Source organism: Amycolatopsis sp. FU40, from assembly GCF_021903635.1.
Lineage (GTDB): Bacteria > Actinomycetota > Actinomycetes > Mycobacteriales > Pseudonocardiaceae > Amycolatopsis > Amycolatopsis dendrobii.
The window spans coordinates 6,180,074-6,203,509 of record NZ_CP091381.1 but is presented as its reverse complement, the minus strand read 5'-3'; the positions used below and the strand labels follow the sequence as shown (position 1 = coordinate 6,203,509).

24 protein-coding genes are annotated in these 23,436 nt (G+C 68.7%); 16 read left to right on the top strand and 8 right to left on the bottom strand.

What is annotated here, in order from left to right:
- Positions 1 to 124: 124 nt before the first annotated feature.
- A complete protein-coding gene (locus L3Q65_RS29015) occupies positions 125 to 2,089 on the top strand; it encodes a sensor histidine kinase (RefSeq protein WP_182890014.1) in 1,965 nt (654 codons plus the stop codon).
- The gene (locus L3Q65_RS29010) at positions 2,086 to 2,781 is read left to right on the top strand and encodes a class I SAM-dependent methyltransferase (protein ID WP_182890015.1); all 696 of its coding nucleotides are present in this window, start codon (positions 2,086 to 2,088) and stop codon (positions 2,779 to 2,781) included. Before L3Q65_RS29015 ends, L3Q65_RS29010 begins: the two co-directional genes overlap by 4 nt.
- Here the strand turns inward: L3Q65_RS29010 and ybaK are convergent.
- Positions 2,778 to 3,257 carry a Cys-tRNA(Pro) deacylase gene (ybaK, locus tag L3Q65_RS29005; RefSeq protein ID WP_037816530.1) on the bottom strand — a complete coding sequence of 160 codons (480 nt, stop codon included), beginning with the start codon at positions 3,255 to 3,257 and terminating at the stop codon, positions 2,778 to 2,780. The genes L3Q65_RS29010 and ybaK overlap by 4 nt on opposite strands.
- Before the next feature lie 189 nt (positions 3,258 to 3,446).
- Between ybaK and L3Q65_RS29000 the strand changes: the two genes are divergently transcribed.
- Both L3Q65_RS29000 and rsrA read left to right on the top strand, forming a co-directional pair.
- Positions 3,447 to 4,073 (top strand): sigma-70 family RNA polymerase sigma factor, encoded by a 627-nt coding sequence (locus L3Q65_RS29000; protein WP_037355674.1) that lies wholly within the window; start codon positions 3,447 to 3,449, stop codon positions 4,071 to 4,073.
- Complete coding sequence (rsrA, locus tag L3Q65_RS28995; protein WP_067576056.1) at positions 4,070 to 4,393, top strand: mycothiol system anti-sigma-R factor; 324 nt, start codon at positions 4,070 to 4,072, stop codon at positions 4,391 to 4,393. The genes L3Q65_RS29000 and rsrA overlap by 4 nt, the downstream gene beginning before the upstream one ends.
- A gap of 65 nt (positions 4,394 to 4,458) precedes the next feature.
- Here the strand turns inward: rsrA and L3Q65_RS47695 are convergent, their stop codons facing one another.
- Positions 4,459 to 4,533 carry a 50S ribosomal protein bL37 gene (locus tag L3Q65_RS47695; RefSeq protein WP_098515123.1) on the bottom strand — a complete coding sequence of 25 codons (75 nt, stop codon included), beginning with the start codon at positions 4,531 to 4,533 and terminating at the stop codon, positions 4,459 to 4,461.
- Between the two features lie 193 nt (positions 4,534 to 4,726).
- Here L3Q65_RS47695 and L3Q65_RS28990 point away from each other — a divergent pair, with 193 nt between their 5' ends.
- Together L3Q65_RS28990 and L3Q65_RS28985 are read left to right on the top strand one after the other, a co-directional pair.
- On the top strand, positions 4,727 to 6,247 hold the full coding sequence (locus tag L3Q65_RS28990; RefSeq protein WP_182890016.1) for a sensor histidine kinase: 1,521 nt from the start codon (positions 4,727 to 4,729) through the stop codon (positions 6,245 to 6,247).
- 44 nt (positions 6,248 to 6,291) lie between these two features.
- Positions 6,292 to 7,251, top strand: a complete 960-nt coding sequence (locus L3Q65_RS28985; RefSeq protein WP_182890017.1) for a GNAT family N-acetyltransferase — start codon at positions 6,292 to 6,294, stop codon at positions 7,249 to 7,251.
- A 265-nt stretch (positions 7,252 to 7,516) separates the two neighbouring features.
- Here L3Q65_RS28985 and L3Q65_RS28980 read toward each other — a convergent pair whose 3' ends face one another.
- Together L3Q65_RS28980 and L3Q65_RS28975 are read right to left on the bottom strand one after the other, a co-directional pair.
- On the bottom strand, positions 7,517 to 7,771 hold the full coding sequence (locus L3Q65_RS28980) for a WhiB family transcriptional regulator (RefSeq protein WP_009082948.1): 255 nt from the start codon (positions 7,769 to 7,771) through the stop codon (positions 7,517 to 7,519).
- A gap of 271 nt (positions 7,772 to 8,042) precedes the next feature.
- On the bottom strand, positions 8,043 to 8,969 hold the full coding sequence (locus L3Q65_RS28975; RefSeq protein WP_182890018.1) for a diacylglycerol kinase family protein: 927 nt from the start codon (positions 8,967 to 8,969) through the stop codon (positions 8,043 to 8,045).
- A gap of 357 nt (positions 8,970 to 9,326) precedes the next feature.
- On the opposite strand from L3Q65_RS28975, the gene L3Q65_RS28970 reads away from it, so the two are divergent.
- Positions 9,327 to 9,809, top strand: coding sequence for a hypothetical protein (locus tag L3Q65_RS28970; protein WP_182890019.1), 483 nt, complete (start codon positions 9,327 to 9,329; stop codon positions 9,807 to 9,809).
- A 120-nt stretch (positions 9,810 to 9,929) separates the two neighbouring features.
- A complete protein-coding gene (locus L3Q65_RS28965; RefSeq protein WP_237597173.1) occupies positions 9,930 to 11,513 on the top strand; it encodes an alpha/beta hydrolase in 1,584 nt (527 codons plus the stop codon).
- A gap of 48 nt (positions 11,514 to 11,561) precedes the next feature.
- Here L3Q65_RS28965 and L3Q65_RS28960 read toward each other — a convergent pair whose 3' ends face one another.
- Together L3Q65_RS28960 and L3Q65_RS28955 are read right to left on the bottom strand one after the other, a co-directional pair.
- Positions 11,562 to 12,044 (bottom strand): GNAT family N-acetyltransferase, encoded by a 483-nt coding sequence (locus L3Q65_RS28960; RefSeq protein ID WP_009082938.1) that lies wholly within the window; start codon positions 12,042 to 12,044, stop codon positions 11,562 to 11,564.
- A gap of 1 nt (position 12,045) precedes the next feature.
- Complete coding sequence (locus L3Q65_RS28955; protein ID WP_182890022.1) at positions 12,046 to 12,636, bottom strand: acid phosphatase; 591 nt, start codon at positions 12,634 to 12,636, stop codon at positions 12,046 to 12,048.
- A gap of 86 nt (positions 12,637 to 12,722) precedes the next feature.
- Here L3Q65_RS28955 and L3Q65_RS28950 point away from each other — a divergent pair, with 86 nt between their 5' ends.
- A complete protein-coding gene (locus L3Q65_RS28950) occupies positions 12,723 to 13,199 on the top strand; it encodes a hotdog fold domain-containing protein (protein ID WP_182890263.1) in 477 nt (158 codons plus the stop codon).
- Between the two features lie 124 nt (positions 13,200 to 13,323).
- On the top strand, positions 13,324 to 14,946 hold the full coding sequence (locus L3Q65_RS28945; RefSeq protein ID WP_182890023.1) for a GMC oxidoreductase: 1,623 nt from the start codon (positions 13,324 to 13,326) through the stop codon (positions 14,944 to 14,946).
- Here L3Q65_RS28945 and L3Q65_RS28940 read toward each other — a convergent pair.
- Positions 14,943 to 15,551 (bottom strand): dTDP-4-dehydrorhamnose 3,5-epimerase family protein, encoded by a 609-nt coding sequence (locus L3Q65_RS28940; RefSeq protein WP_182890024.1) that lies wholly within the window; start codon positions 15,549 to 15,551, stop codon positions 14,943 to 14,945. The genes L3Q65_RS28945 and L3Q65_RS28940 overlap by 4 nt on opposite strands.
- 371 nt (positions 15,552 to 15,922) lie before the next feature.
- On the opposite strand from L3Q65_RS28940, the gene L3Q65_RS28935 reads away from it, so the two are divergent.
- Complete coding sequence (locus tag L3Q65_RS28935; RefSeq protein ID WP_182890025.1) at positions 15,923 to 17,104, top strand: NADP-dependent malic enzyme; 1,182 nt, start codon at positions 15,923 to 15,925, stop codon at positions 17,102 to 17,104.
- Positions 17,105 to 17,208: 104 nt separating this feature from the next.
- The gene (locus L3Q65_RS28930) at positions 17,209 to 18,078 is read left to right on the top strand and encodes a TIGR03620 family F420-dependent LLM class oxidoreductase (protein ID WP_182890026.1); all 870 of its coding nucleotides are present in this window, start codon (positions 17,209 to 17,211) and stop codon (positions 18,076 to 18,078) included.
- Between the two features lie 460 nt (positions 18,079 to 18,538).
- Here L3Q65_RS28930 and L3Q65_RS28925 read toward each other — a convergent pair whose 3' ends face one another.
- On the bottom strand, positions 18,539 to 19,963 hold the full coding sequence (locus L3Q65_RS28925; RefSeq protein ID WP_182890027.1) for a bis-aminopropyl spermidine synthase family protein: 1,425 nt from the start codon (positions 19,961 to 19,963) through the stop codon (positions 18,539 to 18,541).
- A gap of 96 nt (positions 19,964 to 20,059) precedes the next feature.
- Between L3Q65_RS28925 and L3Q65_RS28920 the strand changes: the two genes are divergently transcribed.
- The 4 genes from L3Q65_RS28920 to L3Q65_RS28905 are packed head-to-tail and all read left to right on the top strand — an operon-like array spanning position 20,060 to position 23,431.
- Positions 20,060 to 21,148 (top strand): ABC transporter ATP-binding protein, encoded by a 1,089-nt coding sequence (locus L3Q65_RS28920; protein WP_182890028.1) that lies wholly within the window; start codon positions 20,060 to 20,062, stop codon positions 21,146 to 21,148.
- A complete protein-coding gene (locus tag L3Q65_RS28915) occupies positions 21,148 to 21,840 on the top strand; it encodes an ABC transporter permease (RefSeq protein WP_182890029.1) in 693 nt (230 codons plus the stop codon). Before L3Q65_RS28920 ends, L3Q65_RS28915 begins: the two co-directional genes overlap by 1 nt.
- The gene (locus L3Q65_RS28910; protein ID WP_237597172.1) at positions 21,837 to 22,541 is read left to right on the top strand and encodes an ABC transporter permease; all 705 of its coding nucleotides are present in this window, start codon (positions 21,837 to 21,839) and stop codon (positions 22,539 to 22,541) included. Before L3Q65_RS28915 ends, L3Q65_RS28910 begins: the two co-directional genes overlap by 4 nt.
- Entirely contained in the window at positions 22,538 to 23,431 is an 894-nt protein-coding gene (locus L3Q65_RS28905) for an ABC transporter substrate-binding protein (RefSeq protein WP_237597171.1), read from the top strand. The genes L3Q65_RS28910 and L3Q65_RS28905 overlap by 4 nt, the downstream gene beginning before the upstream one ends.
- Positions 23,432 to 23,436 lie beyond the last annotated feature (5 nt).

Here is a 23,436-nt window from a genome sequence, read left to right as displayed (position 1 = left end):
TGGGGTCCGGCCCAGAACTCTCGCGGGTCGCCGCGGCCTAGAACATCCGGCAGGCCTGGCCTCCCGGTGGAGGTTTGCTTCTAGCGGCGGGCCCGGCGACCATGGTGGACACTGGGGAGGGAACATGCGGTGGTTGCTCCGCGGGTCCGCGCTGCTCGGCGCGATCTGTGTGCTCTGGTCGGTGGTCGCGGCGCTGACCGTGCTGGACAGTTCGCTCACGGTGGCGGTCGCGGTCGCTGGGCCGCTGCCGAGCTGGCTGGTCGGGGTTTTCGCGTGGCGGCTTGCGCCCCAGCATCCGGTCGCGCGGCAGGCGCTGGCCACCGGCGTGCTGTTCGCGATGCTGGCGGCAGTCGCGTTCCTCGCCGCGGCGGAGGGCAATGCGTTCGATTTCGTTCAGCTGCCCCGGATGTGGCGAGTGCTGATCGGCGGGATCGCGGCCGTTCTCATCGTGGCGGTGGTGCGGCTGGTGGGGTTGCTGCCGGACGGGCGCTACCGGTTCGTCTACGAGAAGGCGGTGCTGCGTTCGCTGTGGCTGGTGGTGCCGTTCGCGCTGGTGCTCACCTACGCGGGCGGACCGCTTCCGGTGAGCCCGATTCCGGTGGGCCTGTGGCTTCTCGTGCTGGGACCGATTCTGCTGGCCGCAAGGTATTTCCAACTGCCGAGGGCACAACGGCGTCTCCTGCGCTGGCTGCTGGGAATGGCGGTGCTCGTCGGCGCGACGGTGCTGGTGCCGCTGGTCACCGCGAGCAGGCTGGGGCCGGGGCAGCTCACGCCGATCCTCGTCTTGGTGGCGACGATGGCCGTTCCGGTCGCGCTGGCGGTGGCGGCTTTTCGCTACCGGATGCTCGGCGTCGAGGTCCGGCGTTCGACCCGGTACCGGTTGCTCTGGCTGCTCATCGCGTTGTGGTACATCGGCGTGGTGGCCGGGTTGAGCCTCGCCGCGAGCCGTTTCCTCTCGCTCTGGCCCGCGCTGCTGGTCACCGTTGCCGCGACCTTGGCGGTTCTGCCGATCCGGACTCGGCTTTCCCGCGCCGCCGCTCGCCGGGTGTTCGGACGTCGCCCGAGCAGCTACGAACTCCTGGTGCACTTCGGCGGGACGCTGGAGCAGGCATTCGACCTGCCGGCGCTCGCCGATCAGCTGGCCGGCGGGCTGCGCGAGGTCTTGGACCTGAGCTGGGCACGGGTGCGCCTGCGGTCGCCGAAGCCGGTCGTCGCGATCGCGGGCGAGCCAAGTGCGACTGCTCGGCTGGAAGTCGTCCTCCGGCACAGTGGCGACGACCTCGGCGTGCTCGAATGCGGTGCCAAAACCGAGGGCGAGTTCACCGCCGCGGACGAGGAACTGGTCGCCACTCTCGCCCGGCAGAGCGCGCTGGCGGTGCGCAACGCCAGGCTTTCCGCCGAACTCCTGGCCCGGCTGGAGCAGATCGAACGCCAGGCCAGTGAGCTGGAGGCGTCGCGAGCCCGCATCGTGCACGCCCAGAACAGCGAGCGGCGGCGGATCCAGCGACGGCTGCACGACGGCATCCAGCAGGAGCTGATCGTCCTGCTGACCTCGCTTCGGCTTGCCCGCAACCAGCTCCGGCGCGATCCCGGCCAGGTCGATCCGGCACTCGGCGAGGCGCAGGAGGCGCTGTGCCGCGTCGTCGAGGAAGTCCGCGAGGCGGCGCACCACATTCACCCGGCCGAGCTGACCGATCAGGGCTTGGCGACCGCGGTGGAATCCCGTGCGCGCCGGATGCCGGTTCCGGTCGAGGTCGACGCCGATCCGGAGGTGCGGACGACGCGGTTCCCGGTCGACCTTGAGGAAGCCGCTTACTTCATCGTCTCCGAGGCGCTGGCCAACATGCTCAAACACGCCCAGGCCACGCAGGCGACTATCCGGCTTTCGCTCCAGGCAGGGGAGTTGTGCCTCGAAATCCGCGACAACGGCCGGGGCTTCCCTCCGGATTCCCGTCCGGCCGGATTGCACGATCGCGCGGACACGGTCGGCGGCCGGTTGACCATCGTCAGCGGGCCGGACTCGGGCACTACGGTGCGCGCTCGGCTGCCGGTCCGGGAAAGCGCGCCCGTGCCAGGGTGGATCCCATGACTGCCAACGACTACGACACGTTCGGCGAGGCGTACGCGATCGAAACCGAGCACAGTCTCATCAACGCCTACTACACGCGCCCCGCGATTCTCGACCTCGCCGGTGACGTGGCAGGCCGGAAGATCCTCGACGCGGGCTGCGGCGCCGGACCGCTGTCCGCCTCGCTGCGGGACCGCGGCGCGCACGTGAGCGGGTTCGATTTCAGCGCCACCATGGTGGAGCTCGCCCGGAAAAGGCTCGGCGAGGACGCGGACCTCCGGGTCGCCGACATCAGCCAGCCGCTTCCCTACGCCGACCAGCGGTTCGACGACGTCGTCGCGGCTCTGGTGCTGCACTACCTGGAGGACTGGACCGCGCCGCTGGCCGAGCTGCGGCGGATCATCCGGCCCGGCGGACGGCTGATCCTGGCCGTCAACCACCCGCTCCTCTACAAATTCATCCACCCCGAGGGCAACTACTTCGCCGTCGAACAATGGTCCGAGGAGTACACCTTCAACGGGCAAAAGGGCGTGCTCGCGTACTGGCACCGTCCGTTGCACGCGATGACGGACGACTTCGCCAAAGCCGGTTTCCGGATTTCAGTGGTCAGCGAGCCGTATCCGGCCGAGGGCGCGAAGGAGAAGTTCCCCGAGGAAATGCAGGGCAAGGAAGCTTTCCTCTGCTTCCTGTTCTTCGTGCTGGAAGCCGCTTAACCCGCCGCGATCCCGGCCACGACCGCGCCGGTCAGCCGGACCAGTTCGGCCGGGTCCAGCTCCACTTCGAGCCCGCGCCGGCCGCCGGAGCAGAACATCGTCGGGTGGTCCAGCGCCGAGCCGTCCAGGACCACGGGCAGGCGGCTCCGGTGGCCGAGCGGGGAAATTCCGCCGAGCACGTAGCCGGTCGCTCGCTGCGCCGCGGCCGGGTCGGCCATCTTCGCCTTTTTGCCCCCGGCCGCCGCGGCGAGAGCCTTCAGGTCCAGCTGGCCGGTGACCGGCACCACGCCGACGACCAGCTTCCCGTCCACGTCCGCGACCAGCGTTTTGAACACCCGGCCGGGCTCCAGGCCCAGCGCTTCCACCGCCTCCAGGCCGAACGACTCCGCCCGGGGATCGTGGTCGTAGGTGTGCACGGTGTGCGCCACCTTCTGCTTTTGCAGCAGCGCCGTCGCCGGAGTGCCCTTGCCCGCCATGGCGGCGAGTCTACGAAACAGCTCGGGAATGCCTGGTCGGCACACTCTGTTGAAGAGAGCGTGACCACCACGCTCGCCACCCCCCGCCCCGCAAGGAGCCGTCCCGGGACCGGCTTTCCGAATCCCCGCGTAAACTCGGTGCTGCCGTATGCGCAGACGCGCATCGACGCCGAACGGGAAGGGAACGGTTTGCCGAGCACCCCCAACTCCGCGCCGGAGACGGCGGCCGACGAACTGGAGCTCGCCGAGCGCTTCGAGCGCGACGCGATGCCCCTGCTCGACCAGCTATACGCGGCCGCGATGCGGATGACCCGCAACCCGTCCGACGCCGAGGACCTGGTCCAGGAGACCTACCTGAAGGCGTACGCGGCGTTCGCGTCCTTCAAGGCGGGCACGAACCTCAAGGCGTGGATGTACCGCATCCTCACCAACACCTACATCAACGGCTACCGCAAGCGTCAGCGGCAGCCGGTGCAGCAGCCGACGGACGAGATCAGCGACTGGCAGATCGCCCGTGCGGAAAGCCACACCTCGAGCGGCCTTCGCTCGGCCGAGGTCGAGGCGATGGACAACCTCCCGGACACCGACGTCAAGGCCGCTCTGCAGAAGCTGCCCGAGGAGTTCCGGCTCGCGGTCTACCTCGCCGACGTCGAGGGCTTCGCGTACAAGGAGATCGCCGAGATCATGGACACTCCGATCGGCACCGTGATGTCCAGGCTGCACCGCGGCCGCGCCCAGCTGCGCGACCTGCTGGCCGACGTCGCGCGCGAGCGCGGCTTCATCCGGGGGAACCGCGAGGAGGTGGCGAAACGATGAGCTCGGAAGACGTGCCCGCGGAGAAGATGCCCTGCGAGGACGCGCTCGCGGAGATCTACCTGCTGCTGGATCGCGAATGCAGTCCGGAGCGGGACGCGGAACTGCGCAGGCACATCGAGGACTGCCCGCCGTGCCTCGAGGAGTACGGCATCGACGAGCAGATCAAGCACCTGCTCGCCCGCAAGTGCGGCGGCGACCTCGCCCCGGCGGAGCTGAAGAGCAGGCTGCGCGCCTCCATCCGGCAGACCGTCGCCACCCAGGGCGGTGTCACCGTGGAGCGCACCGAGATCACCGTGGAACAGCGCACCACCAGCGACTGACCACCACACGACAACGGCCCCCGTACCGATCCGGTGCGGGGGCCGTGTCACGTCCGGGCGCGGACTCAGGCGTTGGGCTTCTTGCCGTGGTTGGCGCCGTTCTTCTTGCGGTCGCGACGCTTGCGGGCGCGCTTCGACATGTTCTCTCCTCGGGTGTCCGCTGAATGTCCCGGGGCGGGGTTCGACACACCGACCGGGAACGGGTCAACCGTTCCAGTGTGTCATGCGGCCGCCGGGCTCCTCGGCGGCACCCGCGCCTACGCTCTGGTTGGATGAACTCAGGAGGTGCGCAGGCATGAACGAACCCACCGCATTCGAGGGCGGCCGGTAGCCGTGTCGACCCTTTCCGACCTGCTCGCCGAGAACACCGGCCTCCCCGGCGAAGCGGCCGACCACCTGCAGACCGTCGTCGCGGAGTGGCAGTTGCTGGCCGACCTTTCGTTCGCCGACTTCCTGCTGTGGGTCCCGGTGTCCGCCGAGCACCAGCCCGACGGCGGCGATTTCGTGTGCGTCGCGCACGCCCGGCCGACCACCGCGCCCACCGCGCATCCCGAGGACGTCGTCGGCACCCGGTTCACCGTGGACGAGCACCCGCAGCTGGCCAAGGCCATGCGCGAGGTCAAGATCTGCCGCGAGGAAGACCCGCATTGGTACCGCGACCTGCCGATGCGCCGCGAAGCGGTGCCGGTGAGCTTCGGCGGCGAGGTGATCGCCGTGCTGAGCCGCGAGACCAACCTCGCCGCGCCGCGCGTGCCGAGCCCGCTGGAGATCGCGTACCTCGGCAGCGCGGGCGACCTGTGCCAGATGATCGTGGACGGCACCTTCCCGCCCGCCGGCGGCAACCAGACCGACACGCACACCAGCCCGCGCGTCGGCGACGGTCTCGTCCGGCTCGACCAGGCCGGCACCGTCGTGTTCGCCAGCCCCAACGGCCTGTCCGCCTACCACCGGATGGGGCACGAATCCGACCTCGTCGGGCAGCGGCTGGCCCCTCTCACCCGGTCGCTGATCCGCGACCCGTTCGACGCCACCGAGGTGTCGCATCGGATCATCGAGGCCCTCGACGGCAAGCCGTCCACGCGCACCGAGGCCGACTCGAAGCGCGGCGCGGTCGTGCTGTTCCGTGCGCTGCCGCTGCGTCCGGCCGGACAGCCCGCGGGCGCGTTGGTGCTGGTCCGCGACGTCACCGAGGTCAAGCGCCGCGACCGCGCGCTGATGTCGAAGGACGCCACGATCCGCGAGATTCACCACCGGGTGAAGAACAACCTGCAGACCGTGGCCGCGCTGCTGCGGCTGCAATCGCGGCGCACCACGAGCGAGGAGGCCCGGCTCGCGCTGGGCGAATCGGTGCGCCGGGTGTCGTCGATCGCGATGGTGCACGAGGCGCTGTCGATCTCCGTCGACGAGCGCGTGGACCTGGACAAGCTGCTCGACAACGTGCTCCCGATGGTCGGCGAGGTCGCCACGGCGGAATCGCAGGTCGGGCTCACCCGCAAGGGCTCGTTCGGCGTGGTCGTGGCCGAGATCGCGACGCCGCTGGTGATGGTGCTCGCCGAACTCGTGCAGAACGCGATCGAGCACGCGTTCCCGCAGGGACGGCCGGGCAAGGTCGAGCTGATCGTGGAGCGGTCGGCGCGCTGGCTGGACATCCTGATCCGGGACAACGGCCGGGGCCTGCCGTCCGGGTTCTCGCTGGAACGCAGCGACGGGCTCGGCCTGCAGATCGTGCGAACCCTGGTGGAGTCGGAGCTGCGCGGGTCGCTCTCGCTGCGTCAGGTCCGGACCGACGAGGCGGGCAATCGCGTACCGGGTACCGAGGCGGCACTGCGGATTCCGTTGTCCCGGCGGCTCTAGAAAATCCGGCGACAGCCTGTTCGCGCCGGATTACTGTCCGGCGTATGCCTGCCCTTGTGTGGCGGCCGCTCACGAAAGCGGACGCCCAGTCCTCGGCCGATCTGCTCAACGCCATCGAAACGGCCGACCGGATCGGCGAGAACTACACCGCCGCCGACACTCTCCAAGAACTGAACGACCCGTTCTCCGATCTCGAACGCGCGAGCCTCGCCGCGTTCGACGGCGACCGCATGGTCGGCTACGTGAAGACCCGGTACAAGCAGAACCCCGACGAGGTCCACCGGGTTTTCCTCGACGGCGGTGTCCATCCGGACTATCGCCGCCAGGGGATCGGCGCCAGGCTGGTGGAAGCCGGGATCGCCGGGGCGAAGACGGTGCACGAACTGCACCACCCGACGCTGAAGCTCGCCATCGACATCCACAAGGCCGAGCACATCGCCGGGACGAAAGAACTCTTTGCCGCGCAAGGATTTTCGCCCGCCCGTTACTTCCAGCGCATGGAACATCCACTCGGGACAGTCGGCGAAGCGGCGATCCCGGCCGGATTCCAGGTGCGGCAGTGGACACGGGACATCGACGAGGAGTTCCGGCTCGTCCGCAACGAGTCCTTTCAGGACCACTGGGCCGCACCGCCGCTGGACTCGTCCGCGTGGCAGAACAAGTTCACCAACCACAATGTTCAGCCCGAGATCAGTTTCCTGCTGCGGGACAAGGCAACCGGCACTCCGGCGAGTCTCGTGCTGACGCTGTCCTGGGCCGCCGACACCGAGGTGACCGGCGTTCGCGACGCGCACTTCATGGTGATCGGCACCATTCCCGGCTACCGGAAACGCGGCCTTGCCAGCGCGGTCATCGCCCACGCGCTGCGGGCCGCCGCCGAGCACGGATACGACCAAGCCAGCCTCGTCGTCGATTCGGCGAGCGCGTCCGGTGCTCCCCGAGTCTTCGAGCGTGCCGGGTTCACCGCGAAGATGCGGTACGTGCGCTGGGCACGGGAAGGCTGAGGAGTCCACATCGGACCCCAGACGCGTTGAAGGGCCGGTACCAGTGAAGCTTGGCGGTACCGGCCCGTTCAACGTTCCGCGGGAGGACTGGGATAGTCCTTGGCGAGGCGGTACCCGGATGCGGGGTGGCCGACCTCGGTTGTTACGCTCGAACCGGGTATGTGTCGCCATGTGCGGCACGGGCACGCGAATGCCCGCCGGGCGAAAGTCCGGTCCGAAGTGGTGGTGCTTGCGATTCTGGGTGCTGCAGCTGAGTCGAAAAGACTCAGGCGGTGGTACGCGTGCCGATGTGCGTACGGCGGCGCTTGAGCGCGCGTCGCTCGTCTTCGCTCATTCCGCCCCAGACGCCTGCGTCCTGGCCGCTGGCCAGAGCCCAGGCCAGGCAGTCGGAAGCCGCGGGGCAGCGGTGGCACACGGCCTTCGCCTCGGAGACCTGCAACAGAGCCGGACCGCTGGTTCCCACCGGGAAGAACAGCTCGGGGTCCTCGTCTCGGCAGGCCGCGTCGTGGCGCCAGTCCATGTTCGTGAGCTCCTTCACAGTGACGCGGGAGGGCCGCGCCACAGTAGTGGCGGTCGTGTTTTTGGGTGCTTGTGAATGCTTTCACGAAGCACCGCGTTCGACAAGGGTTTCGACAAGATCGGTGAGTCAGCTCACCCGGCCGAGCTATGCCTCTGACCTGCGGTTTCGTTCTGAAAAGCTCCGCTCGCCGGAAGGCCGGTGCGGTGAACGGAGGGTTTGCGTCGCCGAGCGGCAGAACGCACTTTGCCGCGGGCGATCAGCGGTCACTCGGCTATCCGACTACGGTGAGTGCATCCGGGACGCTCTGGAACTCGACCCGGGTGCGTTGCCCGACGAGGTCCCCGTCGACCTGGAAGTTGACCGGTTCAGCTGCGTCGATGCGGATCAGCGGCACATCGTCGCGGCGGAGCAGACGGCGGCCGTGCTGATCGCTCTCCGTGAGCAGAGCTTGCCGTACATGCGTGAACACGGTGGGCAATCGCAGACCGTTCAACGCGAACAAGCCCAATCCGGTCTCGAACGAGCAGCCGGAGTTGAGGTGGACCGGACGTTCCCCGAGGTAAGTCCACGGATCGGTGTTCGACACGAACGCGGTCACCGCCTCGGCCGGTTCCTCGCCCGGGATCCGGACGGTCAGCGTCGGCCGACCGAGCGGAGGACGGAAGTAGGAGCGCACCGCGGCACGCAGATAGAGGCTGGCGCTGGTTTGCTTGCCGCGTCGTTTCGCGACGCGGCCGACGACGTCGGCGTCCCAGCCGAGGCCCGCGTTGAAGGTGAACCAGTGCCCGTCGGCCAGTCCGAGGCCGATCCGCCGGGTCCGTTCGGTTTCCAGCGCGGTGAGCAGTTGGTGGGTCGCCTCGACCGGATCGGCGGGAAGGCCGGCCGCGCGGGCGAAGACGTTGGCCGAGCCGCCCGGCACGACGCCGAGCATCGGCACGGACCCGGAGCGTCCGGGAGCGCCCGCGGAATCGGCGAGGAGACCGTTGACGACCTCGTTGACCGTGCCGTCGCCGCCGTGCGCCACGACCAGGTCGAAACCGTCGCGAGCCGCCGAACGGGCCACCGCGAGCGCGTGCCCGCGGTAATCGGTTTCGACGACGTCGAGCTTCACCTGGCTGGCCAGCGCGTGCGCCAGCACGTCCCGGCCACCCGCGGTGGTCGAGGTGGCCTGGGGGTTCACGACGAGGATGGCGCGCACTACCGCAGGGTAAGTGCTTTTCGCCCGGCGGACGTACCTCCAGCGCCACATGGTGACGCGAAGCTCAGCCGCTTGCGCGCGCCGTCCCGGCTCGGTGACCTGTGGCGACCCTGTGGCGGGCGGTCCTCCTCTGCAGACGGCGAAAACTCCGCGCGTCGTGACAAGTGCACCCGGGCCGACCGCCCGCTCATCGACGACTACCCCGATTTTCTCCGCGGCCGCCGCCCCGGAAAACGGCCGACCGGGTGGCATACGATCAGTAGTGCTCACGCACGGTGACTCGCGCTGGTCGGGTGGCTGTGCCCCGGCAAAGCTCCTCCGCAAGGTTCCCGCACAGCAGCTGAAAGGGCCGCGCCCGTGTCGCATCCCGAGAACCCGCCGCCCACCCCGTTCGAGGTCCGCCTCGCCGGCGTCCTGACCGGACTGCCCGGCCTCGGCCTGCTGGTCTTCGGCGTGGTGCTGCTGGTGCACGGGCTGCGGAACCCGCCGATCCCGGGCAACAACGTGTGGGCCGAGTTCGGCACCTACGCGGTACTGGCGCTGATCTTCCTCGCCGCCTCCGTCGGGCTGCTGCTCGGCCAGACGTGGGCACGCTCGCCCGGCGTCGTCGTGGCGCTGCTGCTGATCGGGGTCGGCTGGTACCTGCTCGGGCCGTCCGGGCAGCCGCTGTGGGGCGTGCCGATCGGGTTGTGCGGGCTGGCGGCGCTGGTGCTGCTGTTCCGCCGCCCGTCGCGGGCGTGGGCGCTCGGAATGCACGACGACGAGACCGAGGAAGAGGCGGCCGAACGCGGCGGTCTCGCGGGACGGCGTGCCGAGCGGGAGCGGCGCGAACAGGATTGAGCGACAGTGACGTCACGTCATAGCGGACAGGTGACGCGGCGGCACTGGTAGCGGCACCCCTCAGCCGATGGAATCGGGACTGCGCAACCGAATTCACCCGAATTCCGAAGAGGGGAACCCATGAGGAGACTGCGTCTCGTCGTGACCACCACCGCAGTGGTGTGCGGGCTGCTTGCCGGGGCACTGCCGGCAGCCGCGGGCACCGCCACGATCCCGGCCCGCTACACCGGGCAGACGCTGGACTGGCACGCCTGCGCGCCGGGCGAGCTGGCCGACCTGCCACCAGGCACCGATATCTCGGGGCTCGAATGCGCCGCCTACCGCACGCCCCGGGACTGGGACCGTCCGGACGACGGGCAGTACCTCACCATCGCGATCAGCAGGCTCAAGTCGACCGGCGCCACGACGGCGTCGGTGCTCACCAACCCGGGCGGACCCGGCGCCGCGGGCCGCTGGTTCCCGGTGCTGCTGCGGGGTCAGAAGAAACTGCGCGAGCACCAGGAAATCATCGGCATCGACACCCGCGGCACCGGCCGCAGCGCCACCGTCACCTGCGGGGGCGCGTCCAGCACCGGAGCCGATCTCGACCCGCGCGACCGCGATCCGCGCAATCTGAACCAGATCGTCGACGCGGTCCAGTACGTGGCGACCGCCTGCCACCAGGCCGCGGGCGAGCTGGGAGAGCTGGTCAGCACCTTCCAGAACGTCCGGGACCTGGACCTGCTGCGCACCCTGCTCGGCCGCGAGCGGATCAACTGGATCGGGTACTCGGCGGGCACCTGGCTCGGCGCGCACTACGCCCAGCAGTTCCCGCGGCACACCGGCCGGTTCGTGCTGGATTCCTCGACCCAGTTCACCGGCAGCTGGCAGCAGTCGTTCGACTTCCAGCCAGCGGGTTACGAACGCCGCTGGCGGCAGGATTTCCTGCCGTGGCTGGCTCGCTACGACGCGAAGTTCCACTTCGGCGCCAGTGGCGAAGCGGCCCGGCAGACCTATGAGAGCGTCCGCTACGCGCTGACTCGCGAGCCGGTCGAGGTGAACGGCACGAAGCTCGGGGCGGTGGCGCTGGACTCCTTCCTCGTCGGCGCGCTCAAGGCGAAGAGCCAGTTCCCGGCGATCGCCTCCGTGCTGGTCCGGGTCAAAACGCTGACCGACGCGCGGTCTTCGGCGGAGGTCAAGGACAACGCTCGCGCGGCGCTCGGCAAGACGTTGGCGGAGGCGAAGAAGGCCGGTCCGATGGGCGTAGCGGCCCAGGCCGGTGCGGATGACGCGATGGTGTCCACGTTGATCACCACCCTGTGCAATGACGGGCCGTGGAAGGGCGATCGGCGATCGCTGATCCGCCGGTCGCAGGAATACCTCGACCGGGGCGTGACCCTGCACAGTTCGTTGTGGATGGGGCTGCAGGTCTGCGCGTTCTGGCCGGGCCAGCCGCGGCCGATGCCGGTGCTGAACGGCAAAGGCGTGCCGCCGGTGGTGATCGTCCAGTCCGAGCACGACCCGGCCACGCCGATCGAGGGTGCGCGGCGGGCCCACGCGGCGTTCCAGAACTCGCGGATGCTGACCGTCACCGGGGAAGGCGACCACGGCATCTACGGGATCGGCGGGAACCAGGCGGTGGACAAGGTCGTCGACGACTATCTGGTGGACGGGATCGTGCCGCGGGACCAGAGCCTGCCGGGGCTGCCGTTGCCGACGCCGTAAAGCTCGTGAGTGCTGATCGCGGTTCTAACCGCGATCAGCACTCACGACTCACGCCTCCTTGGCCAGCACCTTCAACGGCTCGTCGGTCAGCCGATACACCGACCACTCGTCCTGCGGCAATGCCCCGAGCGCCCGGTAGAACCCGACCGCCGGGTTCCAGTTCAGCACCGACCACTCCAGCCGGTGGTAGCCCTTGTCGACGCACTCCGCGGCCAGCGTCGCCAGCAACACCTTGCCGAGCCCCGAACCGCGCTGTTCCTCGCGTACGTAGAGGTCTTCCAGATAGATCCCGTGCGTGCCGCGCCAGGTGGAGAAGTTCAAGAACCACAAGGTGAATCCGGCGATTTCACCGTCCACTTCGGCCACGTGGCCGAACAGCGCCGGAGCCTCGCCGAACAGCGCGCCATGCAGCTGCTCGGAGGTGAGATGGCATTCCTGCGGCGCGCGTTCGTACTCGGCCAGTGCGTAGACGAGTTCCACGACGGCGTCGACGTCTTCCGGCCGGATCCGCCGTACGCGGGGGTCGGTCACTTCATCCCTCCAAGGCGGGCAGCAGGTTCAGGTGCTCGATCTGCGGTTCGCCGCGCTCGTCGCCGAGCACCGCGAGACCGGCCGGGTCCAGTCCGAAGTGGACACCCGCGGTGCCGGGAAGGCCGAGCCAGCGCGCGACGAGCACACGGCTGAAGTGCCCGTGTCCGACGAGGACGACGTCGCCGTTCTCGATCTCGCGCCGGGCGCGGTCGAGCACCTTGTCCGCGCGGGCCTGCACGTCGTCGGCGCTTTCGCCGCCGGGGACGGGGTGGGTCCAGACCGTCCAGTCCGGAACCGTCTCCCGGATCGCCGGCGTGGTGACGCCTTCGTAGTCGCCGTAGTCCCATTCGGCCAGGTCGTCGGTGACCTCGTCCACGCGCAGGCCGGCGAGTTCCGCGGTGCGCAGCGCGCGGCCGCGGGGGCTGGAGAGCACCAGCCCGGGCCCGCCGAGCAAGGTCCGCAGGGTGCCGCCCGCCGCGCGCGCCTGTTCCTCGCCCGCCGGGGTCAGCGGGATGTCGGTGCGCCCGGTGTGCTTGCCGTTCGACGACCATTCGGTCTGGCCGTGCCGGAGAAGAAAGAGCCGATGTGCCACGCGGCCGAATATAGCCGGGGCGGGTTTGCCCGGCAGGTTCGTAGTGTGCGAGGCTACTGGTGAGTAACTTCACCTGGGAGGTGCCGATGGGTACGCCGTCGACGTACGGGCTGTGGCGCAAGCTGGCCGCCAAACCGGGCGGCAAGCAGCTGTTTTCCGCCGCGATGTGCCTGCGCGTGCCCTACTTCGGCACCGTGCTGCCGACCATCCGGGAGATCCGGCCCGGGCACTGTTCGGTGACCGCGCCGAAGTGGTGGGGTGTGCACAACCACATCCGGACCTTCCACGCGATCGCCGCCTGCAATCTCGCCGAGATCGCGATGGGCATGCTGGCCGAGGCCACTGTTCCGGCTACGCACCGGTGGCTGCCCAAGGGCATGGAAGTGAGTTACGTCGCGAAGGCCGGAACGGGGCTGCGCGCGATCGCCGAATTGCCGGAGCTTCCCGAGTTCGGTCCCGAGGGATTCGATCTTCCGGTTCCGGTGCGGATCGTGGACTCGCGCGGGACCGAGGTGGTCACCGCGACGATCACGGTGTGGGTCACGCCCCGGAAAGCCGCCTGACCGGCGAAACCTGTACTTCCCGTTACCCCGGCCGAGTGAAACTTAACACCGTTTACTGGGCAAATGCGAATAGCGTTCGTTTTAGCCTTGCCAGGGTGCTCCGCGCCACGTCAGCATGCCGGGCATGGCCTCCCTCAACCGTCGCCGATTTCTCGGCCTCGCCGCGCTGAACTCCGCCGCGGCCCTCGGACTGACCAGCATTTCGGCGACGACCGCGCGTGCCGCGACCGTTGCGCCGCTGCCGGAGTATTCGCCCGCTGTGGTTATCGGCACCGGCTACGGCGCGGCGGTCACCGCGTTGCGGCTCGGCGAGGCGGGCGTGCCCACGGTGATGCTCGAAATGGGCCAGCTGTGGAACGAACCGGGTCCGGACGGCAAGGTCTTCTGCGACATGCTGAAGCCGGACCGGCGGTCGATGTGGTTCAAGAAGCGCACGGAAGCGCCGCTCGCGTCGTTCCTGTGGCTGGACGTCGCGAACCACGACATCGATCCGTACGCCGGAGTGCTTGACCGGGTGAACTACGGCGGGATGTCGGTGTACGTCGGACGCGGCGTCGGCGGCGGATCGCTGGTGAACGGCGCGATGGCGGTGCAGCCGAAGCGTTCGTACTTCGAGGAAATCCTGCCGCGGGTGAACGCAGACGAGATGTATGGCAAGTACTACCCGCGCGCCAACGCGGGCCTTGGCGTGAACCACATCGACGAGGCCTGGTTCGAGACCTGCAAGTCGTATCAGTTCGCGCGCGTTTCCCGGAAAGCCGCGCAGAAAACCGGGCTGAAGACGACGTTCGTGCCGAGCGTCTACGACTTCGACTACCTGAAGAAGGAAGAGGCGGGCACGGTCGAACGCTCGGCGCTCGCGTCCGAGGTCATCTACGGCAACAACCACGGCAAACGCTCGCTGGACAAGACGTATCTCGCCGCCGCGCTCGGCACCGGGCACGTGACGATCCAGACGCTGCACGAGGTCCGCGAGATCATTCAGCAGCAGGACGGCACGTACACGCTCGTGGTGCGCGAGTCCGACGCGCTCGGAAATGTGCTTTCCACCAAGCACTTGTCCACGAAGTACCTGTTCCTCGGCGCGGGCAGCCTCGGCTCGACCGAACTGCTGGTGCGCGCCCGCGACACCGGACGGCTGCCGCGGCTGTCCGAGGCTGTCGGACAGGGCTGGGGCACCAACGGCAACGTGATGCTCGGCCGCGCCAACCACGTGTGGGACACGACCGGCAGCCTCGAAGCGGGAATGCCCGCGCTCGGCATCGACGACTGGGACAACCCGACGCATCCGGTGTTCGCCGAGATCGCGCCGGTGCCCGCCGGGCTCGAGACGTGGGCGAGCCTGTACCTGGCGATCACCAAGAATCCCGAACGCGGCCACTTCACCTACGACGCCGCGAGCGATTCGGCGAAACTGCAGTGGTCGCCGGATCAGGGGCAGCCGTCGATCGACGCGGCGAAATCGCTGTTCGACCGGATCAACAAGGCGAACTCCACGATCTACCGCTACGACCTCTTCGGCGACACGCGGGCGTTCGAGAACCGCTTCACCTACCACCCGCTCGGCGGATTGGTGCTCGGCGAGGCGACCGACGACTACGGGCGCGTCAAGGGGTACCGGAACCTGTACGTCATGGACGGTTCGCTGATTCCGGGCAGCACCGGCGTGAACCCGTTCGTGACGATCACCGCGCTGGCCGAGCGCAATATCGAACGGGTCATCGCCGAGGACGGCGTACGCGCCTAGCGGTGCGCTGACCGCAGCTTTTCGTAGTACGCCACACAATCGGCGTAGGACGGCAGCAGGCCCTGGTCGAGCGCTTCGGCCAGGGTCGGCGCTGCTTTGTCCTTTTCGGACACAATCGGCGGCAGTCCGGCGGGCCAGGGCAGGCCGAGCGCCGGGTCGAGCGGGCTGATGCCGTGCTCGCGCGCCGGTGCGTACGGCTCCGAGCAGAGGTACGACATCACGGTGTCGTCTTCCAGCGCGATGAAGGCGTGCCCGATTCCTTCGGCCACGTACACCGCGTGGAACTCGGCCGCGTCGAGCCGCACCGAATCCCATTCGCCGAACGTCGGCGAGCCGACGCGCAGGTCCACCACCACGTCCAGCAGCGAGCCGATCGGGCAGTAGACGTATTTCGCCTGTCCGGGCGGGGTGTCGGCGAAGTGCACGCCGCGGATCGAGCCCGCGCGGGAAACGCTGTGGTTCGTCTGCGCGACGCGCAGCGGATGCCCGGCCGCGCGGACGATCGCTTCCTCCTGGAACGGTGCGACGAACAGTCCGCGTTCGTCGGGGAAGACACGCGGGACGAACTCGAAAGCGCCGGAGACCTTGAGCGGGCGGAAGTCCATGCCCGCCACCCTATCGAGTGCGTTTTCCGGACCCGGAACGGAACTGCTTCCGAAACCGGACGGACGTCTTGGGAATCGCGAATCTGTGACATGAGCCGCACCGAGGGGTCGGGGCCGGCCGGGGGCCTGTCATGATTGACGGACCGCAGCGTCGGCGGCCATCGCCACACCCCACGGATCGGATGGCCGTGCAGACGCCTCGCCGACAGGCCGGCGCTACCGCGCTGGGCTGCCGTCCGGAGGACGAGTTCCCACACGCGACGGGCGTGTTCGCCCGTCGACCAGGTGGTCCCCCGCTCGCAGTCCCAGGAGTACGTTCGATGACCCAGACCCATCCGCCCGCTTCCGTCATTCCCACGACAGGAACCCCGATGACCGACCAGGCCAGCACCGTCGCGGCCGTGACCGACGCCGAGATCTTCACCGGGCACGAGGGCGGCAAGCTCTCCGTGGCGGCGACCCGGCCGATCTCCGACCCGCGCGACCTCTCGATCGCCTACACGCCCGGCGTGGCGAAGGTGAGCCGCGCGATCGCCGAGGACGCGGCCAAGGCGAAGCGGTACACCTGGGCGGACCGGCTCGTGGCAGTGGTCAGCGACGGCACCGCGGTGCTCGGCCTCGGGGACATCGGCGCGAGCGCGTCGCTGCCGGTCATGGAGGGGAAATCGGTCCTCTTCAAGACCTTCGGCGGGCTGGATTCGATCCCGCTGGTGCTCGACACCACCGACGTCGACGAGATCGTCGAGACCCTGGTGCGGCTGCGCCCGTCGTTCGGCGCGGTCAACCTCGAGGACATTTCCGCGCCGCGCTGCTTCGAGCTGGAGGACAAGCTCAAGGAGGCGCTGGACTGCCCGGTCATGCACGACGACCAGCACGGCACCGCGATCGTCACCCTCGCCGCTCTGCGCGGGGCGAACCTGGTGCTCGACCGCGACATCGCCGGCGAGCGGGTCGTGGTCTCCGGGGCGGGCGCGGCTGGGGTGGCCTGCGCGAAGATCCTGCTCGCGGCCGGGGTCGCGGACGTGACGGTGCTCGACTCGCGCGGCATCGTGCACGCCGGGCGCGACGACCTGAACCCGATCAAGCGGCAGCTGGTGGAGACCACGAACAAGGCAGGGCTCACCGGCGGTCTCGCCGAGGCGCTGCGCGGGGCGGACGTCTTCCTCGGACTGTCCGGGGCGACGATCGACCCGTCGTTGCTGTCGACGATGGCGGACGATTCGATCGTGTTCGCGCTGTCCAATCCGGACCCGGAGGTGCACCCGGCGGTCGCCGCACAGCACGCCGCGATCGTCGCGACCGGCCGGAGCGACTTCCCGAACCAGATCAACAACGTGCTGGCGTTCCCCGGCGTGTTCCGCGGTGCCCTGGACGCTGGGGCGCGGGCGATCACGGAGAACATGAAGCTGGCCGCCGCGGACGCGATCGTGGCGGTGGCTTCGGACGATCTCGGCCGGGACCGGATCGTGCCCAGCCCGCTGGACCCGCGGGTCGCGCCCGAGGTGGCGGCCGCGGTCGCCAAGGCGGCTGAGCAGGACGGCGTGACTGGCTGATCGCTCTCTGGGAAGGGCTCTCCGGCTTTGGTTGCCGGGGAGCCCTTCTTTGTGCGCTCTTTTTGGACTTGCTGGTCCATTTTTTGGTCGGCACGGTGGGTTTCATGAAGATCGGATTGCGCGGATACGGCGTGTGGCAGGTCGGGGCGTTGACGACTCCGGCGATGGCTGCCGAGATCGAGCAGCTGGGGTATTCGGGGTTGTGGCTCGGCGGTCCCGGGGTGGATCTGGCCGGGATTGACGAGTTGCTGGCGGCTACCGAGTCGTTGGTGGTGGGGTCGAGCATCGTCAATGTGTGGTCGGGGGATCCGGCGGTGCTGGCTCGCTCGTATCAGCGGGTGGCTTCGAGGTTCCCCGGGCGGTTTGTGCTCGGGATCGGGGCTGGGCATCGGGAGCAGTCTCAGGGGTATGAGCGGCCGATGGACGCGGTTCAGCGGTTCCTCGATGCGCTGGATGCCGGCGGGGTGCCGGTTTCTGGGCGAGTGCTGGCCGCGTTGGGGCCGAAGATGCTGGAACTGGCCGCGGAGCGGGCTGGCGGGGTGGTGCCGTATCTGGTTCCGCCTCGGCATACTCGGGTAGCTCGGGCGGCGTTGGGTGCTTCTGGTTTTGTCGCGCCGGAGCAGAAGGTTGTGGTGACCTCGGATGTGGTTCGGGGGCGTGAGGTGGCTCGGGGGCGGGTGGAGAATCCTTATTTGGGGTTGGTGAATTACACCAGCAATTTGCGGCGGCTGGGGTATACCGATGAGGATTTGGCTGGGTCTGATCGGTTGATCGACGATCTGGTGGCGGTGGGGGATGTTTCCGCGGTCGCTGCTCGGTTGGAGGAGCATCGGGCGGCTGGGGCGGATCATGTTGTGGTGCAGGTGATTACGGAGAAGTACCAGATGCATCCTGCGTTGCCGGGGGTGCGGTTGCAGGTTTATGACGATGAGGTGGTGAGGGTTTACCGGGAGTTGGCGGCGGGGGTGTTTTAGGTTTTCCGGGGGGTGGCTCGTCGCCTGGCGGCGACATTGCTGCGGTGGTTGCGTGGGGCACCCCGAAGGTTGATTGTGCTGACGGTTCGGGGGTGCTTGTCAAGGCGGGAAAGATGCCTTGACAAGCACCCCCGAACCGCAGGGCGGCTTCGTATCGGGGTGTGGGGGAGGGGCTGGGTGCCTCGCTGGTTGGGTGCAGCGGCTGCGGTGTCGTAGGTGGGCGGGGCTCGCGCCCCAATGTGGCATTGGGTGCGTCTGACGCACCGAACGCCGCATTGGGTGCGTCGCATGCACCGAATGCCGCATTGGGGTGCATCTCAGTGGTGGTGGCGTGGGTGGGCCGTGAAGGGAATCCAAGTCCGTTGAGGGGCCCTCACGGACGGCGGCGGGTCGTGAGGCTCCCCTCACGACCAGTTGCCGGGTGCGGTGATCGAGCTGGCCGGCCAGCGGCGCGCGAGGGTCAGTCGGGGAGTAGTTCTGCCAGACGGTGTCGCGGGACGTCCACCAGGCGTAGGTCGGCCAGGTCTGCCGGGACGTTCAGCGCGGCGTTGGCTAGTCGGGCATGGGCGCGAGTCAGCAGTTCGGACGGATGGTCGACCAGGTCGGCGGCGACGATGGCGTGGCGGTTGTCGGGGGTGCTGCGGAGCAGGCGAAGGCGGTACTTGTCGGCGACCAGAGCGGTGAGCGAGGCCTGTGCGGCGGCGTCCGCTAGGTCGGGGTGGTTGTTCGGCAGCAGCAGCGCCAGGCGGCGGGCGTTCGTGCCCAGCAGGGTGCGCAGGAGCCAGGGGCCGGGATCGGCGGTGAGGTCCATCGCGACGGCGTCGCCTTCGGGGCCGGACGTGGCCCAGCCGACCGGGCGGGTTTCCAGGGCCAGGCCGCCTTCGGAGGCGATTTCCCGGGCGGCGGCTAAGAGGCCTGGTTTCGTTCCGGCTGATTCGACAGATTGCGGGCCGTGCGTGTAGATGGCGGAGCTTCCCTTGCGGGCGAACGATTTCTTCGCCTTCGCGGTGGGTTGGCAGACATACAGGTCCGCCGCGCTGCCGATTGCTTGGGCACCGGTGTAGCGGTTGAAGTCCGGGAGGATCGCTTCGTAGGTCAGGCCCAGGGTGGCCAGCGAGCGCTGCACTTGTGCGCCTAGGGCGGGGTGGCGCGGGCTGTAGCCGTAGGCCAGGAGGATCCGGCCTTCGGTGGGTTCGCGCAACGCTTGCACCGCGCGGGCGGCGAAGAGGCCCATGCCTTCCGGCGTGTAGGGCGGGTCGCTGAAGACCAGGTCGGCTTTGCCGGTCAGGGCCGGGGGCAGGCCGACGCGCAGGTCGGCGTGTGCGGTGAAGATGGTGCGTTCGCCGGTGGTGTCCAGGTAGGACAGGACGCGTTCGTCCAGGTCCACTACGGACAGTTCGGCTTCCGGGCACACCGCGCGCACGGCCAGCGATGTCAGGTCGTGGTCGCCGAGGAAGAGCACCTTGCTGCGGCGGAGGTCGTAGCGCGAGTTCAGCCACAACGCGCGGCGCAGCACGGTCTCCGGGGTCGCTTGCACGTGGTCCAGTGCGGCGAGCGGGGGCGGGACGGCGGCGATGCGTTCGGCCAGCATGGTGAGCAGAGCCGGTTGGGCGGCGACTGCCGCGTCGAGCGGGTCGGGCAGGGGCGGCAAGGAGTACGACGCGTAGGTGTCGCGTGCGTGAGGTGCGATGCGGACGCCGGCGGCGGAGCGTTCCAGGTCCGGTTCCAGGGCCGCGAGAAGGTCTTCGACGCTTCGGCGTGGGGCGGCGGTGAGCCGCACTAGGTCGGCCAACTCGTACGAGCCGCTGCGCAGCAGGGTGAGCACTTCGTAGAGCGGGCGGACGGCGGCGCCGTGTGCGGCGAGGACGTCGTCTAGGGCGGTCACGGGTCCGAGGGTAGTCGGCCACGCTGCGGGACAGGCTGCCAAGGGCGCGCGAGTGGGCTACCGTCGGACTCTGCACCAGCACGTGGGGAGAAGTCTGTGACCATCGAATTCCGAGACGTCGTCAAGCGCTATCCGGACGGCACGGTCGCGGTCGACGGCCTCTCGCTCACCGTGGAAGACGGCACGATCACGGTGTTCGTCGGTCCGTCCGGATGCGGCAAGACGACCTCGCTGCGGATGATCAACCGCATGGTCGAGCCTACCTCCGGCGCGGTGCTGCTTGACGGCAAGGACGTCAGCGAAGGCGACCCGGCGGTGCTGCGCCGCGGCATCGGCTATGTGATCCAGCACGCCGGGCTCTTTCCACACCGGACAGTGCTCGACAACATCGCGACCGTGCCGCTGCTGTCCGGATGGGACAAACGGAAGGCACGCGCCCGGGCGGCCGAGCTGCTCGAGACGGTCGGCCTGCCGACAGAACTCGGGAAGCGTTATCCGGCACAGCTGTCCGGCGGGCAGCAGCAGCGCGTCGGCGTGGCTCGCGCGCTCGCCGCGGATTCGCCGGTGCTGCTGATGGACGAGCCGTTCTCCGCGGTCGACCCGGTTGTCCGGGAAGGACTGCAGGACGAGTTGCTGCGGCTGCAATCCCAGCTGGGCAAGACAATCGTGTTCGTCACGCACGACATCGACGAGGCGGTGCGGCTCGGGGACAAGGTCGCGGTGATGCGCGTCGGCGGGAAGCTCGCGCAGTACGGGACGCCGGCCGAGGTGCTGCGGCATCCGGTGGACGACTTCGTCGCGTCGTTCGTCGGCCGGGACCGGGGGTATCGCGGGCTTTCGTTCCTGCCGGCGAGCGGCGTTGAGGTTTCGCCGGCTCGCACCGTTGACCTTGGCAGCAAGATCGACGGTCCGTCGGACGGCTGGCTGCTCGCGGTGAACGACGAGAAGCAGCCGCGGGGCTGGCTGCCACCAGGCTCCACAGTGGACGGCCCATTGGCGGAAACCGACCTCGTCGCAGGCGGATCGCTGTACGTGCAGGGCACGCCGATCCGCGGGGCGCTCGACGCGGCGCTCTCGTCGCCGGCCAGTCTCGGCGTCGTGGTGGACGACGAGAACCGCGTGCTCGGGACGGTGCTCGCGCACCAGGTTCTGGATGTAATCGAGGCTTCCCCGCAGGCGTCCTGATGGGCGACTTCTTCGGCGAACTCGGCCGGTACCTGTCGAGTTCCAACAATCGCGGCGAAATCCTCGCCAACCTGCTCGAGAACATCTATCTCGCGCTGGTGCCGCTGGTCGCGGGCATCGTGCTGGCGATCCTGCTCGGCTGGCTCGCGCATCGCTGGCGGCCCGCGCGCAGTGTGCTGCTGGTCGTGGGGAATCTGCTGTACACGATTCCGTCGCTGGCGCTTTTCGTGGTGATTCCCGGCATTATCGGCACGAAGATCCTCGACAGTGTCAACGTGATCGTCGCGCTGACTGTCTACACCACCGCGCTGCTGGTGCGTCCGGTGCTCGACGCGCTGGAAGCCGTGCCGCCGCACATCGTCGCGGCGGCCACGGCGATCGGATATCGCGGGCCGCGCCGGTTCTTCAGCGTCGAACTGCCGCTCGCGGTACCGGTGCTCGCGGCAGGGGTCCGGGTGGCGTCGGTGAGCAACATCAGCCTGGTCAGCGTCGGTGCGCTGATCGGGACCGGCGCGCTCGGCGTGCTGTTCACCGACGGATTCCAGCGGGAGTACTTCTCGCCGATCGTGGTCGGGATCGTGCTGACGATGCTGCTCGCGTTGATCGTCGACCTGCTGCTGGTGTTGCTGCGCAATCTGCTGACGCCTTGGGAGAGAGCGGGTCGCGCGCCTGCCGCGGAGGTGGCGGGATGATCGGCGACGTCTTCACCTGGTTCACCACCGCCGCGAACTGGCAGGGCCCGGGCGGCATCCTCGCCCGGCTGGCCCAGCACGTCGGCTACGTCGCTCTTGCCCTCGTCATCGCGCTGGTGATCGCGATCCCGATTGGACTGTTCGTCGGCCACACCGGCCGCGGCGGTGTTGTCCTGGTCGGCGTCGGCAACGCGATCCGCGCACTGCCGACGCTCGGGCTCGTCACGTTCCTGTTCCTGCTCTTCACCGAAAGCACCACGGCGACCATTATCGGCCTGGTCGTGCTGGCGATCCCGCCGGTGCTGGCGGGCACGTACGCCGGTCTGCAAGCGGCCGAGCACGATGTCGTCGACGCCGCGCAAGGCATCGGGATGACCGGCTGGCAACGGCTGTGGCAAGTCGAGGTGCCGATCGCGCTTCCGTTGGTGCTGGGCGGAATCCGCAACGCCGTCCTGCAGTTGATCGCGACCGCCGCGGTAGCCGCCTATGTCGGCCTCGGCGGCCTCGGCCGGTTCCTGCTCGACGGACTGGCCATTTTGGACTACACCGAGGTCGTCGCGGGCGCGATTCTCACCGCGTTGCTGGCGATCGTGGTCGACCTGCTGCTCGCCGCCGCGCAGCGAGCCTTGGTGCCCAAGGGAGTCCGGCTGGCCGCGCAGGCAGCGTCCGGCCGGACAGCGGCCGCGGGAGGAGCAGCGTGAAACGGTGGGGGATCCTGGTGGCCGGACTGGCGCTGCTGGCGTCGGCATGCGGAAACCCGCTGTCCGGCGGCGGTGAGGGCGGCAGTGCCGGCGGGATCATCATTGGTGCGTCGGACGTCGGGGAAAGTTCTTTGCTGGCCCAGATTTATGCCGGGGCTTTGCGGAATGTCGGCGCGCACAAGGTGACGGTGCGGCCGCCGGTCGGCAGCCGCGAGGTCGTGGTCAAGGCGTTGCAGGACAAGTCTTTGTCGGTGGTGCCGGACTACTCCGGGAACTTGCTGCGGTACTTCGACAAGAATACCGCGGCGACTACTTCGGCAGATGTTTACGCTCAGCTCAAGCAGAAAATCCCGGCGGGCTTCACCGTTCTCGACCAGTCGCCCGCGCAGGACAAGGATTTGCTCGTAGTGGGCAAGGAGCTCGCGGCCGCTGGGGTGAAGACGTTCTCCGACCTCGGACCGCGCTGCAAAGACCTGGTGATGGGCGGACCGGGGCAGTGGAGCAGCCGGTGGAAGGACCGGATCAAGCAGTTGTACGGGTGCGAATTCAAGGAAATCCGCACGACGGACACTGGCGGACCGGTGACGGTGGCGGCCTTGAAGTCCGGTGATGTGCAGGTGGCGGACCTGTTCAGCACGTCGGCGACGATCGCGTCCAATGGCTTTGTGCCACTGGAGGACGACAAGCACATGTTCCCGGCGCAGAACATCGTGCCGCTCGTGTCGCGAGGGACGTTGAATGACGCCGAGACGGCTGCGTTGAACCGGGTTTCGGCGGCGTTGACTACGGAGCAGTTGACTGAGTTGAACGTGCAGTACACGGACGAGAAGCGGAATGCCAAGGATATCGCTGAGGAGTTCTTGCAGCGGAACGGGTTGGCGGCCTCGTGAGTGGC

What these genes read in the sequence shown, in the direction of transcription:
- L3Q65_RS28940 (WP_182890024.1), bottom strand. Translation starts at nt 15,551, where the DNA reads ATGGACTTCCGCCCGCTCAAGGTCTCCGGCGCTTTCGAGTTCGTCCCG.
- ybaK (WP_037816530.1), bottom strand. Translation starts at nt 3,257, where the DNA reads ATGGCGGGCAAGGGCACTCCGGCGACGGCGCTGCTGCAAAAGCAGAAG.
- L3Q65_RS28985 (WP_182890017.1), top strand. Translation starts at nt 6,292, where the DNA reads ATGCCTGCCCTTGTGTGGCGGCCGCTCACGAAAGCGGACGCCCAGTCC.
- L3Q65_RS28935 (WP_182890025.1), top strand. Translation starts at nt 15,923, where the DNA reads ATGACCGACCAGGCCAGCACCGTCGCGGCCGTGACCGACGCCGAGATC.
- L3Q65_RS29010 (WP_182890015.1), top strand. Translation starts at nt 2,086, where the DNA reads ATGACTGCCAACGACTACGACACGTTCGGCGAGGCGTACGCGATCGAA.
- L3Q65_RS28950 (WP_182890263.1), top strand. Translation starts at nt 12,723, where the DNA reads ATGGGTACGCCGTCGACGTACGGGCTGTGGCGCAAGCTGGCCGCCAAA.
- L3Q65_RS28965 (WP_237597173.1), top strand. Translation starts at nt 9,930, where the DNA reads ATGAGGAGACTGCGTCTCGTCGTGACCACCACCGCAGTGGTGTGCGGG.
- L3Q65_RS28915 (WP_182890029.1), top strand. Translation starts at nt 21,148, where the DNA reads ATGGGCGACTTCTTCGGCGAACTCGGCCGGTACCTGTCGAGTTCCAAC.
- rsrA (WP_067576056.1), top strand. Translation starts at nt 4,070, where the DNA reads ATGAGCTCGGAAGACGTGCCCGCGGAGAAGATGCCCTGCGAGGACGCG.
- L3Q65_RS28945 (WP_182890023.1), top strand. Translation starts at nt 13,324, where the DNA reads ATGGCCTCCCTCAACCGTCGCCGATTTCTCGGCCTCGCCGCGCTGAAC.
- L3Q65_RS28930 (WP_182890026.1), top strand. Translation starts at nt 17,209, where the DNA reads ATGAAGATCGGATTGCGCGGATACGGCGTGTGGCAGGTCGGGGCGTTG.
- L3Q65_RS29015 (WP_182890014.1), top strand. Translation starts at nt 125, where the DNA reads ATGCGGTGGTTGCTCCGCGGGTCCGCGCTGCTCGGCGCGATCTGTGTG.
- L3Q65_RS28980 (WP_009082948.1), bottom strand. Translation starts at nt 7,771, where the DNA reads ATGGACTGGCGCCACGACGCGGCCTGCCGAGACGAGGACCCCGAGCTG.
- L3Q65_RS28910 (WP_237597172.1), top strand. Translation starts at nt 21,837, where the DNA reads ATGATCGGCGACGTCTTCACCTGGTTCACCACCGCCGCGAACTGGCAG.